Raw genomic sequence first — 12127 nt, forward strand, 5'->3', positions numbered from 1 at the left:
CGACCCGATCCCATCCGATGCGATCGGCACGACACGACCCGCACGACCCGCATGACCCGCACGACACGACCCGCACGACCCGGCTGACCCGACCCGACCCGACCCGACCGGACCCGACCCGATCCGATGCGACCGGCACGACGCGCGACCCGCACGGCCCGGCAGAAGCGACCGCCGCGGACTGCGCGAACGCCGCCGCCCCGGAGGGCGGCCCGCTCACCTGCGCAGTCGGTCGAAGCGGAAGGGCGCGAGGGCCTGCGGGCGGCGGCCGGTGAGGACGTACTCGGTGAGCCTGTGGCCGGTGACGGGGCCGAGCGTGACGCCGAGCATGCCGTGTCCGGTCGCCGCGAAGGCGTTGTCGTGTCCCGGGACGCGGTCGACGACCGGGAGCCCGTCGGGCAGGAAGGGCCGCCCCCCGACCCAGGGGTCGCGGATCAGGCTGACCAGGTCGTCCGGGTCGTCGAACCAGTGGCCCAGGTAGTGGCGGCTGGCGAGGGCCACGGCGACGACCCGGCGCCAGTCGAGGCGGTTGTTGTTGCCGCTCAACTCCATCGTTCCGCCGATCCTCGTGGTGGTGCCGATCGGTGAGGCGACGGCTCGGCGTTCGCCGAAGTACAGGGTGTGCCGGGGCGCCGGGTCCAGATCGACCGAGAAGCTGTAGCCCTTGCCCGCCTGGAGGGGGAGCCGCTGTCCGAGGAAGTCCAGCAGGTCGGCGGAGCGCATGCCGGCCGCGATGACGACGGCCGCGCAGGGGATGTCGCCCTGGGTGGTGTGCAGGGCGGTGACGCGCCCCCGGGCGGTGCGGAATCCGGTGACCTCCGCGTGCTCGTGGATCTTCACCCCGGAGGCGGTGAGCGCGTCGCCGAGGCCGCGCGCGAATGCCTCGGGATCGACCACCCCCTCCCCTTCGACGAGGTATGCGGCCCGCACCCGGGGCGACAGCGCCTCGTCCAGCAGCCGGGCCGCGTCACCCGTGGTCACGTCGTCGGGGAGCCGGTAGCGGCCGTCCGCCATCTCGCGCTGGACGGCGAGGTGGTGCCGGGCCTCGGCCGGCGACAAGAAGGCGTGCACCATGCCGGGGCGGGTCAGCGTCGTCTCCACCCCGGCCGCGCGCAGCCCGTCGAAGAGGTCGAAGGTGTCGCGGTTCAGCTCGGCGATCGCCGTGTAACCGCGCCGGAAGGCGGCCGGTGTACTGCTGCGCCAGAACCGCCACAGCCACCGTGCGAACGCCGGATCGGGCAGGGGACGGAGATACAACGGGGAGTCGGGGCGGCCCAGCGACCGGAGCGCGAAGCGCACCACGCCCGGAGCGGGGACGGGCGTGGAATGGCTGAGGCAGACCCAGCCCGCGTTGCCCCGCGACACGCCGGAGCCCAGGTCCCGTCGCTCCACGACCTCGACCGGCAGTCCGGCGGCGGCCAGGTAGTACGCCGTGCACAGGCCCACGACACCGCCGCCGACCACCACGACGGGGCCGTCGCCGAAGACGCCGGCCGTGCCGGGTGCAGCGTTCATGAGGCGGATCCGTACGAAGCGAGGAACTCCCGGGTCCGGGCCTGGGCGGGCTGGTCGAGGACGTCCCGCGGACTGCCCTCCTCGACGATCCGGCCGCCGTCGACGAAGACGACGTGGTCGGACACCTCGCGGGCGAACGGCAGTTCGTGGGTCACGATGAGCATCGTCATGCCCTCGGCGGCCAGTTCCCGCATCACGCCGAGCACCTCACGGGTGGCCTCCGGGTCCAGGGAGGACGTGGGTTCGTCGAAGAGCAGGACGGCGGGCCTGAGCGCGAGTGCCCGGGCGATCGCGACGCGCTGCTGTTCGCCGCCGGAGAGCTGTTCGGGCTGGGCGAGACCGCGGTGGGCCACGCCGACCCGGCGCAGCAGGGTGACGGCCGTCTCCATCGCCTGCGTCTCGGGGACACCGGCCTTGCGCTGGGCCAGGACGATGTTCTCGACGGCCGTGAGGTGCGGGAAGAGGTTGAACCGCTGGAAGACCATGCCGACGCTGCGGCGCAGCCGGGGCAGGTCGCGGCAGACCGTGCGGCCGTCGCGGTGCACGACTTCGCCGGCCACCTCGACCGTGCCCCGGTCGGGGCGTTCCAGCAGGTTGACGCAGCGCATCAGGGTCGTCTTGCCGCCGCCGCTCTGCCCGATGACGCTCACGATGCGGCCGCGTTCGACCTCCAGACGCACGTCGTCGAGCACCAGTCGGCCGTCGAACGACTTGCTCAGCCCCTCGATCCGGACGACGGCCTCACCCGGCACCGGTGCGGTGGTCGCGGGAGGGCTGTCGGCGGAGGTCCCGGACGTGCCGTGTGCCGTGGTTCCGGACGTGGCGTGTGCGGTGGTCCCGGACGTGGCGTGTGCGGTGGTTCCGGGCGCCCCGTGTGCGTCGGCCCCGGACGTGCCGTCCGCGGTGCTGGTGACGGGCTCGGTCATACCGCCGCCTCCTTCCGGTCGGCCTGATCGGTTCGGTCGGCCTGGTCGGCCTGGTCGGCCTGGTGCCGGACGTCCGTGCCGAGACCGACGGCGAGGTCGGCGGCGAGCAGTTCCCCGGCCGCCCGCACGCGCCGTCGCCGCCGGGGAGACAGCGGGACACCGGCGCGTACCTTCCGCTCCAGCAGCAGGAGGAGCTGGGAGAGCGGATAGCACAGGGCGAAGTAGACCGCGGAGATCACCAGGTAGACCTCCAGAGCCCGGAAGGTGGCGGAGGTGATGAGCCGCCCCTCGGACATCAGTTCGGCGGCGGAGATCGTGACGAGCAGTGAGGTGGACTTGAGCAGGTCGACGAGCATGGTGTTGGTGCCCGGCAGGGCCTGCCGGACGGCCTGCGGCAGGATGACGTGGGTGAAGATCCCGGCCCTGCCGAGGCCCAGGGCCTCACCCGCCTCGGTCTGTCCGGCGTGCACTCCGCTGATCGCGGACCGGAAGATCTCGGACAGGTAGGCGGCGTAGAAGACGACGAGGCTGAGGCAGCCGGCCGTGAACACGTCCAGCCGGATCCCGGCCGAGGCCAGGCCGAAGTAGGTCAGGAAGATGATGGCCAGCAGCGGGACGTTCTTGAACACCTCGGTGTAGACGGCGGCCACGGCCCGCGCGGGCCACGCCCTGCTGAGCCGGAGCAGCGCCACGGTCAGGCCGAGCAGCACCGCGCCGGCGAAGCTCACCACCGTGTAGGAGACCGTGCGGGCGAGCGCGTCGAGCAGGTCGGACTGGTAGTCGGACCAGGGGACCTGGAAGAGACCGGACATGTCATCCCCTCACTGTCCGACGGACGGTGGCGTCCAGTCCCGCGGCCGGTCCACCCCGCGCCGCGCGGTGGCGACATCGGCGGAGGGCTTGAGGAACTGCTCGGGATCGCCGCCGTACTTCTCGACGAGTCGGGCCATCTCGCCGTTCTCGTACATGGCGTCGATCTCCGCGGAGATCGCCTTCTCCAGCGCGGTGGCCTTCTTGGGGAGGTAGAAGCCGGTCTGGTACGGCTGGAAGTACTGGTAGGCGGGCTCGGCCCTGACCTCGGCCGCGGTCGGCGGGGTCAGGTACTCCGTGGCGATCTTCAGGTCCGGGCGCTGCTTCTGCGCCGCGATGATGATGAGCGGGTCGAGGAAGCCGACGTCGACGCGGCCCGCGCCGAGATCGTCGAGGACTCCGTTGGCGTCCGGGTAGGCGTGCAGCTCGGCGCCCGGCACGGCCTGGATCGACTTGACCCAGACATAGCCCTCCACGGTGCCCAGGTCCAGGCCCTTCAGGTCGTCGACCGTCTTGTACGTCCTGCCGTCGCGGACGGCCATCGCCGGGGGTGAGTAGTAGGGCGGGTCGGTGAACAGTCCCTGTTTCTGCCGGTCGGCGGACCAGGCGACGCCGCCGACGGTGATGTCCACGCGGCGGGACTGGACCCCGGCGAGCATGCCGGCGAAGTCCGTGACCTCCGGCTCGATCCGAAGACCGAGCTTTTCGGCCACGTGGGTGACGATGTCGCCGTCCAGGCCGACGATCTTGTCACCCTGGACGCTGGTGTAGGGCGCGTACGGCTGGACGGCCACCTTGAGGACACCGGGCGTGAGCGTGCCCAGCGCGGCGGCGCCGGCTGAGACGTTCTTGGGGGCGTCGCCGCCGGAACCGCAGGCGGCGACGGTGGAGAGCATCAGCGTCGCGGACAGGGCGACGGCGAGGGAGCGCACACGGATCATCGGCATGGGCCTTCCGTAACGGCACTGGGATTCGGCACTGGGGATTCGGCACTGGATCGGCGCTGGATCGGCACTGAGGGAACCCGCCGTTCACCGCGCTGTGCCCCGGGCGGGGATGTGATGGGGGCAAACGCTAGAGACCGCCCTCCCGCGCGTCACCGTTCGCTTCGTACGAATGTGTGGCCGAAATCGCTCGGTCCCCTGTACGGTCCGTCCAAGCCCAGCCCGCCCCCCGACGGGAGGACCGCCTGTGCTGAGCCCGTCACTCGCCCAGGAGATCGCCGGGGACACCTCCGCCGTCATCGGCTTCAACGTGCTCATCACGGACGCCGAGGGCGTGGTCATCGGCAGCGGCGACAGCAGCCGCGTCGGCACCTTCCACGAGGCGTCCGTCGAGGTCATCCGCACCAAGGAGCCCGCCACCCACACCGCGGCGCAGGCCCAGCGGCTGCGCGGAGTGCGCCCCGGGGTCACCCTGCCCCTGGTCGCCGGCGGACAGGCGGTGGGCACCGTGGGCATCACCGGCACACCCGCGCAGGTGCGCCGTTTCGGACTGCTGGTCAAGCGCCAGACGGAGATCCTCCTGCGGGAGTCCGTGATGCTGCGGTCCCGGCTGCTCGCCGAGCGGGCCGCCGAGAAACTGCTCGCCGACATCGCCTCCTACGATCCCCAGGTCATCGAGGGCGAGACCCTCGCGTTCCGGGCCGCCGAACTCGGCTTCGACCTGAGGCTGCGCCGGGTCGCCGTGGCGTTCGAGGTGACCGCGCCCGAGACGGCGGCCCGGCGCCAGGGCGCCCCGCACCGGGACATGGCACTGGCCCGCTCCGAACTGCTCCGCACGGTCCGCGAGGTCTTCGCCGACCCCCAGGACATCGTCGCCTCCACGGCGCCGGGCTGGATCGGCGTCCTGCACCGGCTCCCGTCCCGGCGGCCGGCGGACTCCCTGACCGCCGACTGCCGACGGGTCATCGACGCCGTCGCCGCCCAGGACGGTCTCACCGCACGCGCCGGGATCGGCGAACCGGCCGCTTCCGTCGCGGCCCTGCACGACTCCTACCAGGACGCGTGCGAAGCCCTCCGCCTGGGCTCCCGCCGGCCCGACGGCTCGCCCATCCATCCGATCGCCGAACTGCGGGTCCACCAGCTCCTGGCGGCCGTGAGCCAGCCCGTCCGCCGTCGCCTGCTCGACGTCACCACCGCGCGGCTGCGGACCCAGCCGGACTGGCCGGCGCTCCGCGACACGATCACCGCCTGGTGCGAGAGCGGCTTCAACCTCGTCCGGGCGTCGGCGGCCCTGCACATCCACCGCAACACGGTCGTCTACCGCATGAACAAGATCGAGGAGCTCACCGGCCGCTCCCTGCGCGACCACCGCACCACCATGGCCCTCTACCTCGCCTGCCTGGCCGACCGACTCGGCGGCGGAGCCGGTGCCGGCACGGGGCGGTCCCCCGCGGCCCGCTCGACGACATCGACGACAGCCACCTCCCGGGACCACCTACCCTTGAGGAATGACCAGCAGCAGCGACCGGAGTCTCGCAGTGGGCGTTGAAGGACCGAAGAGCTACGAAATCCGCACCTACGGGTGCCAGATGAACGTCCACGATTCCGAGCGCTTGTCCGGGCTGCTCGAACAGGCCGGTTACGTGCGCGCCCCCGAGGGGTCGGACGGCGACGCCGACGTCGTCGTCTTCAACACCTGCGCGGTCCGTGAGAACGCCGACAACCGGCTGTACGGCAACCTCGGCCGGCTCGCGCCGAAGAAGGCCGGCCGGCCGGGCATGCAGATCGCGGTCGGCGGCTGCCTCGCCCAGAAGGACCGCGACACCATCGTGAAGAAGGCGCCCTGGGTGGACGTCGTCTTCGGCACGCACAACATCGGCAAGCTGCCCGTCCTGCTGGAACGCGCGCGCGTGCAGGAGGAGGCGCAGGTAGAGATCGCCGAGTCCCTGGAGGCGTTCCCCTCCACGCTGCCGACGCGCCGCGAGAGCGCGTACGCCGCCTGGGTCTCCATCTCCGTCGGCTGCAACAACACCTGCACCTTCTGTATCGTCCCGGCCCTGCGCGGCAAGGAGAAGGACCGCCGCCCCGGCGACATCCTCGCCGAGGTCGAGGCCCTGGTCGCCGAGGGCGTCTCCGAGATCACCCTGCTCGGCCAGAACGTCAACGCGTACGGCTCCGACATCGGCGACCGCGAGGCCTTCAGCAAGCTGCTGCGCGCCTGCGGGAAGATCGAGGGTCTGGAGCGCGTCCGCTTCACCTCCCCGCACCCGCGCGACTTCACCGACGACGTGATCGCGGCCATGGCCGAGACGCCGAACGTGATGCCGCAGCTGCACATGCCGCTGCAGTCCGGTTCGGACACGGTCCTGAAGGCGATGCGCCGCTCCTACCGTCAGGATCGCTACCTCGGGATCATCGAGAAGGTCCGCGCCGCCATCCCGCACGCGGCGATCACCACCGACATCATCGTGGGCTTCCCCGGCGAGACCGAGGAGGACTTCGAGGAGACGCTGCACGTCGTTCGCGAGGCCCGCTTCGCACAGGCGTTCACCTTCCAGTACTCCAAGCGGCCCGGCACCCCGGCCGCGACCATGGCGAACCAGATCCCCAAGGAAGTCGTCCAGGCGCGCTACGAGCGTCTCGTCGCCCTCCAGGAGGAGATCTCCTGGGAGGAGAACAAGAAGCAGGTCGGCCGCACCCTGGAGCTGATGGTCGCCGAGGGCGAGGGCCGCAAGGACGGCGCCACCCACCGCCTCTCCGGCCGTGCCGCCGACAACCGCCTGGTCCACTTCACCAAGCCGGACCAGGAGGTGCGTCCCGGCGACGTGGTGACCGTCGAGATCACGTACGCCGCCCCGCACCACCTCCTCGCCGAGGGCGCCGTCCTCGACGTGCGCCGCACGCGCGCGGGGGACGCCTGGGAGAAGCGCAACGCCGAGAAGGAGGCCAAGTCGGCCGGCGTCATGCTCGGCCTGCCCAAGATCGGCGTGCCGGCGCCGCTGCCCGTGGCGGCCGGCAGCGGCTGCGGCTGCGACTGACCCGGGCGGGCCGGCGGGAAGGGCTTCCGCAAGCCGTCCAGCGTGGCGGTCGCCGAGCGCGCGGCACGCGTCAGGGACAGCCTTCCCGCCGACCGCCGTGACGTGCCGGAACGCGGACTGAAGGTCCTCCTCGCCGACCCGCGCCGCAGGCTGTCCCCCGTCGGCGACGACCAGTCCCCCGGAGGACAGCCCTCGCGCGCGACCTCTTCGTCGAGTACGTCATCAGCGACGGCAAGCCGGCCGTGCCCGTCCTGACGGTGATCGATCCGACGGACGTGCTGATCGAGGACTGACAGCGGGCGGCGTTACCCTGCCGATCATGCTTGTCGCCGCCGCAGTCTGCCCCTGCCCGCCCCTGCTCGTGCCCGAGCTCGCCGCGGGTGCCGCACCCGAGCTGGACGCCGCGCGCGCCGCCTGCTCGGAAGCGCTGGGCGTGCTCGCCGCGGCCCGGCCCGACCGGCTCCTGGTCGTCGGACCCGTCGACGAGTCCGTGCGGGGGGTGTACCCGGAGGGCGCGCGGGGCTCGTTCCGGGACTTCGGTGTGGAGGTCGCCGTACGGCTCGGCCGAGGCGGGGATCCTGCGCCCGAGCGGGAACCGTCGTCCCAGCGGGAACTGCCGCCCTCCCTCGCCGTCGGTGCCTGGCTGCTGGAGCGGGCCGGGTGGTCCGACGCCCCGGTCGAGGGACTCGGCGTGGCGGAATCCCTCCCGGCCGAGCGGTGCGCCGATATCGGCAGGGACATCGGCGGACGGGCCGGGCGGGTCGCGCTGCTGGTGATGGGCGACGGCAGCGCGTGCCGCTCGGTGAAGGCCCCGGGCTATCTCGACGAGCGCGCGGCGCCCTTCGACGCGGAGGTCGCGCGGGCCCTCGGCAGCGCGGACGTCGCGGCCCTCGAGGCGCTCGACGCCGGGCTGGCGCGCGAGCTGAAGGCCGCGGGCCGGGCGCCCTGGCAGGTGCTCGCCGGTGCGGCCGAGGGCACCGGACTCTCGGGCGCGCTGCTGTACGAGGACGCGCCGTACGGGGTCGGCTACCTGGTCGCCGCCTGGTCCTAGCGGCCGCGTGACGGTGCCGCGTCCCCGTGCCCCGTGCCCGAGCCCCGAGCCCCGTGGTGCCCGTCCGTCGTGCTTGTGCACCGTGTCCGTGGCACGGCGGACGGCCGCGCGTTCCCGCCGCGCGGCCGTCCGCCGATCGATGTGCCGTTGTGGACTGCTGGTCAGGAACTCGGCGGGGGCGTCGTCGGCGGCGTGAACGTGTCGCCGCCCGCCCCCGGCTCGTCCTTGTGCGCGAGCCGGTCCATGGCGCCCTTCGCCTTGTCGGTGCCCGTGTGGATCCTGTCGCTGTACTTGCCCTTGGTCTTCTCGTCGACGACCTTGGCGGCCTTGTCGATCCCGTGCTGGATCCGGTCCTCATGCCGCTGGGCGAGGTCCGAGACCTTGCCCTTGGCCGGGGAGAGCTTGGACTTCAGATTGTTCAAAAGGCCCATGGGTCACCTTCCTGGCGGGTCCGTTACGAGCGGGCGCTCTCGCCGGCCTCGCTGTCGACTGCCTCCTCGGCGGACTGCTGCCGCGGAATCTCGACGCCGTCGGTGGCGGTGGCCGCGTCGGTCTCCGTCGCCGTCTCCGTGGCGTCACCGGCCTCGGCCGGCTCCCGCGCCGACGTCTCCTCGGCGGCCTGCTCCGCCTCGGCGCCGTGCACCGCCGTACCGGCCGGGGCCTCGGCGGCGGTCTCCGCCTCCCGCGCGGTCGTCTCCTCCGTGGCCGTCTCCTCTGTGCTTGCCGCCTCCGCAGTCGTCTCCTCCGTGGCCTTCGACCTCCGGAAAAGCCACGCCAAAACGCCCATATCCACTCCATACGGTACTCGTGCGGGCGAAATCCCGCGTTGCCCGGTGCGTCCGTTTGCGTCACCGGGATGTGCCGCCCCCGCGAACGGGCGACGGGAACTCGCAACGGGCAACGACGCCGAACCGGCCTCGTCACGTAACTCGTTCGAGAGCGGGGTCCGAGGTTTGCGAGACTGGTGCCGTGAGCAGCGCACCCCCCACCCCCCGCGTCATCGCCGTCGTCGGACCGACCGCGGCCGGAAAGTCCGATCTGGGCGTCTTCCTGGCCCGGCACCTCGGCGGTGAGGTCGTCAACGCCGACTCCATGCAGCTCTACCGAGGGATGGACATCGGCACCGCCAAGCTGACGCGGGAGGAGCGCTCCGACGTCCCGCACCACCTTCTGGACATCTGGGACGTCACCGAGACCGCCTCCGTCGCCGAGTACCAGAAGCTGGCCCGCGCCCGCATCGACGCGCTGCTCGCCGAGGGCCGCTGGCCGATCCTGGTCGGCGGCTCCGGGCTGTACGTCCGCGGCGCCGTGGACAACCTGGAGTTCCCCGGCACCGACCCCGAGGTCCGCGCCCGTCTGGAGGAGGAACTCACACTGCGCGGCTCCGGCGCGCTGCACGCCCGCCTGGCCGCCGCCGACCCCGAGGCGGCGCAGGCGATCCTGCCCAGCAACGGCCGCCGTATCGTCCGCGCCCTCGAGGTGATCGAGATCACCGGCAAGCCCTTCACGGCCAACCTGCCGGGCCACGACTCGGTCTACGACACCGTCCAGATCGGCGTCGACGTGGCGCGCCCCGAACTCGACGAGCGCATCGCCCGCCGCGTCGACCGGATGTGGGACGCGGGGCTCGTCGACGAGGTGCGCGCGCTGGAGGCGCAGGGCCTGCGCGAGGGGCGTACGGCCTCGCGCGCGCTCGGCTACCAGCAGGTCCTCGCCGCCCTGGCCGGTGAGTGCACGCAGGACGAGGCGCGTGCGGAGACCGTCCGTGCCACCAAGCGCTTCGCGCGCCGTCAGGATTCATGGTTCAGGCGCGACCCGCGCGTGCACTGGTTGAGTGGGGCTGCGGCGGATGTCACAGAACTTCCGCAGCTCGCACTGGCGTTGGTCGAACGACCGGTCACAGCCTGATCACGTCATGGCATCGGGACGCTCAGGCCGCCGTCCGGGCCTTCGGCACCGTGCCATCATCGAGCTTCGATCGACCAAGTGGAGTCCGAGTTGGGAGGGCGCGTGGCGATGGAGGCCGGCCCTCGCGACACCGCACAAGGCACCGAGCACCTCATCCCCGAGCGGGGTGAACCGGAGCCGGAGGAAGGACGTCTGAGCCCCGACGGGCCGGACGTCGACGACACCCAGGACGGCGTGACCGCCGACGGGCCCGAGCCCGAGGAGATGTTCGCGGGCGGCCCCGAGGTCGAGGTCGAGCTGCGTCCGCAGCGCCGGCTGCGGATCTGGCAGCTCGCCCCCATCGTGGGCCTGGCCGCGACCGGCTCCCTGATGTTCGCCTTCCCCCTCGCCTTCGACTTCGGCGACAGCGGAGCCGTGATCGCCATGCTGGGGCTGCTGATCTGCTCCTGCGCGGCCGGCTGGGGGATGATGGCCGCGCGCCGCGTCGGTTACACGTGGCCCGGCCTGCCCCAGCGCGGCTCCGGCTGCCGCCCCGACTGGCGGGTCGTCCTCGCGTACGTCGTGATGGTCGCCGCGGTGGTGGCCCTCGCGGTGTGGCGGGTCGCCCGGCTTCGCTAGCCTCCCGAGCCGGAGGCCCTCCGGGCGGCCAAGTCGTGCACCGCGACGGTCGCACGGTCTGCCGCGACCTGCCCCGGCTGCGCCGCAGCGTCGGCATGGTCTTCCCGTTCCTCCGGCGCGGCGAATCTCCGGCGCGACCGGGTCACCGGACCTGTCTCCGACCCGGGCCACCGGACCTGCGAAGCCGCCTCCCGCACGAGGCGGACCCGCGGCGACCTGGTCACGGCGGCGAGCGGGGCGCATGGGGTCCCGGCGCGAGCGCGAGGGCCGAGTGGGGGTCGGTGTCGTACCCACCCCGTACGATCGAGGAATGAGCACGCGGATCGCCTTCCTCAAGGGGCACGGCACCGAGAACGACTTCGTGATCGTCCCCGACCCCGAGAACGCCGTCGACCTCCCCCCGGCCGCCGTCGCCGCCCTGTGCGACCGCCGCGCGGGCATCGGCGGTGACGGGCTGCTGCACGTCGTGCGGTCCGCCGCGCACCCCGAGGCGAAGGACATGGCCGCCGAGGCGGAGTGGTTCATGGACTACCGCAACGGCGACGGCTCCATCGCCGAGATGTGCGGCAACGGCGTCCGCGTCTTCGCGCGCTACCTCCAGCACGCCGGGCTCGTCACCGAGGGCGACCTCGCGGTCGCCACGCGCGGGGGCGTGAAGACCGTGCACATCGCCAAGACGGTGTCCGGCAGCGGCTCCGCCGCGGGCGACATCACCGTCGGCATGGGCAAGGCGCGCCTCCCCGACGGGGAGGTCACCGTGAGCGTCGGCGAGCACACCTGGCCCGCGCGGAACGTGAACATGGGCAACCCGCACGCCGTCGCCTTCGTCGACGACCTCGCGCACGCGGGTGACCTGCTCTCCCCGCCGCCCTTCAGCCCCGCCTCCGCCTACCCGGACGGGGTCAACGTCGAGTTCGTCGTCGACCGCGGCCCGCGGCACGTCGCGCTGCGCGTGCACGAGCGTGGTTCCGGCGAGACCCGTTCGTGCGGCACGGGCGCCTGCGCCGTCGCCGTGGCGGCCGCCCGCCGGGACGGCGCCGACCCGACCGTCACCGGGACGCCGGCCACGTACACCGTGGACGTCCCCGGCGGTCGCCTCGTGATCACCGAACGGCCCGACGGCGAGATCGAGATGACCGGCCCCGCGGTGATCGTCGCCGAAGGCACGATCGACCCGCAGTGGCTGGAAACCGCCGTCCGCTGACGGGCGCGGTGGCTTGGCATCGGAGGCTGAGGCGGCCGAGTGAGGCGCAGGAGTGCCGCCGGGGCCGGGCCCAGGAGTTCGACATCACGACCCGCCCCAGGTCAGGCGGCGCA

Annotated in this window: 12 protein-coding genes; 6 read left to right on the plus strand and 6 right to left on the minus strand. The window is 72.7% G+C overall.

Annotation, left to right across the window (positions count from 1 at the left end; translation table 11 throughout):
• Positions 1 to 216: 216 nt before the first annotated feature.
• The 4 genes from ACF1A1_RS31340 to ACF1A1_RS31355 are packed head-to-tail and all read right to left on the minus strand — an operon-like array spanning position 217 to position 4198.
• On the minus strand, positions 217 to 1515 hold the full coding sequence (locus ACF1A1_RS31340; RefSeq protein ID WP_392004374.1) for an NAD(P)/FAD-dependent oxidoreductase: 1299 nt from the start codon (positions 1513 to 1515) through the stop codon (positions 217 to 219).
• Complete coding sequence (locus ACF1A1_RS31345) at positions 1512 to 2441, minus strand: amino acid ABC transporter ATP-binding protein (RefSeq protein ID WP_392004375.1); 930 nt, start codon at positions 2439 to 2441, stop codon at positions 1512 to 1514. Before ACF1A1_RS31345 ends, ACF1A1_RS31340 begins: the two co-directional genes overlap by 4 nt.
• Positions 2438 to 3253, minus strand: coding sequence for an amino acid ABC transporter permease (locus ACF1A1_RS31350; protein ID WP_392004376.1), 816 nt, complete (start codon positions 3251 to 3253; stop codon positions 2438 to 2440). Before ACF1A1_RS31350 ends, ACF1A1_RS31345 begins: the two co-directional genes overlap by 4 nt.
• 9 nt (positions 3254 to 3262) lie before the next feature.
• Entirely contained in the window at positions 3263 to 4198 is a 936-nt protein-coding gene (locus ACF1A1_RS31355) for a substrate-binding periplasmic protein (protein ID WP_392004377.1), read from the minus strand.
• A 244-nt stretch (positions 4199 to 4442) separates the two neighbouring features.
• Here ACF1A1_RS31355 and ACF1A1_RS31360 point away from each other — a divergent pair, with 244 nt between their 5' ends.
• The 3 genes from ACF1A1_RS31360 to ACF1A1_RS31370 all read left to right on the plus strand — a co-directional run bounded on the left by ACF1A1_RS31360 (position 4443) and on the right by ACF1A1_RS31370 (position 8284).
• Positions 4443 to 5744, plus strand: coding sequence for a CdaR family transcriptional regulator (locus ACF1A1_RS31360; RefSeq protein ID WP_392004378.1), 1302 nt, complete (start codon positions 4443 to 4445; stop codon positions 5742 to 5744).
• Entirely contained in the window at positions 5704 to 7233 is a 1530-nt protein-coding gene (miaB, locus tag ACF1A1_RS31365) for a tRNA (N6-isopentenyl adenosine(37)-C2)-methylthiotransferase MiaB (protein ID WP_392004379.1), read from the plus strand. The genes ACF1A1_RS31360 and miaB overlap by 41 nt, the downstream gene beginning before the upstream one ends.
• 319 nt (positions 7234 to 7552) lie before the next feature.
• The gene (locus ACF1A1_RS31370) at positions 7553 to 8284 is read left to right on the plus strand and encodes a class III extradiol dioxygenase subunit B-like domain-containing protein (RefSeq protein ID WP_392004380.1); all 732 of its coding nucleotides are present in this window, start codon (positions 7553 to 7555) and stop codon (positions 8282 to 8284) included.
• 161 nt (positions 8285 to 8445) lie between these two features.
• Here ACF1A1_RS31370 and ACF1A1_RS31375 read toward each other — a convergent pair whose 3' ends face one another.
• Both ACF1A1_RS31375 and ACF1A1_RS31380 read right to left on the minus strand, forming a co-directional pair.
• Complete coding sequence (locus ACF1A1_RS31375; protein ID WP_392004381.1) at positions 8446 to 8715, minus strand: antitoxin; 270 nt, start codon at positions 8713 to 8715, stop codon at positions 8446 to 8448.
• A 23-nt stretch (positions 8716 to 8738) separates the two neighbouring features.
• Complete coding sequence (locus tag ACF1A1_RS31380) at positions 8739 to 9071, minus strand: hypothetical protein (protein ID WP_392004382.1); 333 nt, start codon at positions 9069 to 9071, stop codon at positions 8739 to 8741.
• Between the two features lie 182 nt (positions 9072 to 9253).
• Here ACF1A1_RS31380 and miaA point away from each other — a divergent pair, with 182 nt between their 5' ends.
• The 3 genes from miaA to dapF all read left to right on the plus strand — a co-directional run bounded on the left by miaA (position 9254) and on the right by dapF (position 12014).
• Positions 9254 to 10192: a tRNA (adenosine(37)-N6)-dimethylallyltransferase MiaA gene (gene miaA, locus ACF1A1_RS31385; protein ID WP_392004383.1), complete on the plus strand. Its 939-nt coding sequence runs from the start codon at positions 9254 to 9256 to the stop codon at positions 10190 to 10192.
• Between the two features lie 108 nt (positions 10193 to 10300).
• A complete protein-coding gene (locus ACF1A1_RS31390) occupies positions 10301 to 10810 on the plus strand; it encodes a hypothetical protein (RefSeq protein WP_392004482.1) in 510 nt (169 codons plus the stop codon).
• Positions 10811 to 11120: 310 nt separating this feature from the next.
• Positions 11121 to 12014, plus strand: a complete 894-nt coding sequence (dapF, locus tag ACF1A1_RS31395) for a diaminopimelate epimerase (protein WP_392004384.1) — start codon at positions 11121 to 11123, stop codon at positions 12012 to 12014.
• The last annotated feature ends 113 nt before the right edge of the window (positions 12015 to 12127 follow it).

Origin of the sequence: Streptomyces sp. NPDC014995, assembly GCF_043080745.1 — a bacterium.
GTDB lineage: Bacteria > Actinomycetota > Actinomycetes > Streptomycetales > Streptomycetaceae > Streptomyces.

What these genes read in the sequence shown, in the direction of transcription:
- ACF1A1_RS31340 (WP_392004374.1), bottom strand. Translation starts at nt 1,515, where the DNA reads ATGAACGCTGCACCCGGCACGGCCGGCGTCTTCGGCGACGGCCCCGTC.
- ACF1A1_RS31345 (WP_392004375.1), bottom strand. Translation starts at nt 2,441, where the DNA reads ATGACCGAGCCCGTCACCAGCACCGCGGACGGCACGTCCGGGGCCGAC.
- ACF1A1_RS31350 (WP_392004376.1), bottom strand. Translation starts at nt 3,253, where the DNA reads ATGTCCGGTCTCTTCCAGGTCCCCTGGTCCGACTACCAGTCCGACCTG.
- ACF1A1_RS31355 (WP_392004377.1), bottom strand. Translation starts at nt 4,198, where the DNA reads ATGCCGATGATCCGTGTGCGCTCCCTCGCCGTCGCCCTGTCCGCGACG.
- miaB (WP_392004379.1), top strand. Translation starts at nt 5,704, where the DNA reads ATGACCAGCAGCAGCGACCGGAGTCTCGCAGTGGGCGTTGAAGGACCG.
- ACF1A1_RS31370 (WP_392004380.1), top strand. Translation starts at nt 7,553, where the DNA reads ATGCTTGTCGCCGCCGCAGTCTGCCCCTGCCCGCCCCTGCTCGTGCCC.
- ACF1A1_RS31375 (WP_392004381.1), bottom strand. Translation starts at nt 8,715, where the DNA reads ATGGGCCTTTTGAACAATCTGAAGTCCAAGCTCTCCCCGGCCAAGGGC.
- ACF1A1_RS31380 (WP_392004382.1), bottom strand. Translation starts at nt 9,071, where the DNA reads ATGGGCGTTTTGGCGTGGCTTTTCCGGAGGTCGAAGGCCACGGAGGAG.
- ACF1A1_RS31390 (WP_392004482.1), top strand. Translation starts at nt 10,301, where the DNA reads ATGGAGGCCGGCCCTCGCGACACCGCACAAGGCACCGAGCACCTCATC.
- dapF (WP_392004384.1), top strand. Translation starts at nt 11,121, where the DNA reads ATGAGCACGCGGATCGCCTTCCTCAAGGGGCACGGCACCGAGAACGAC.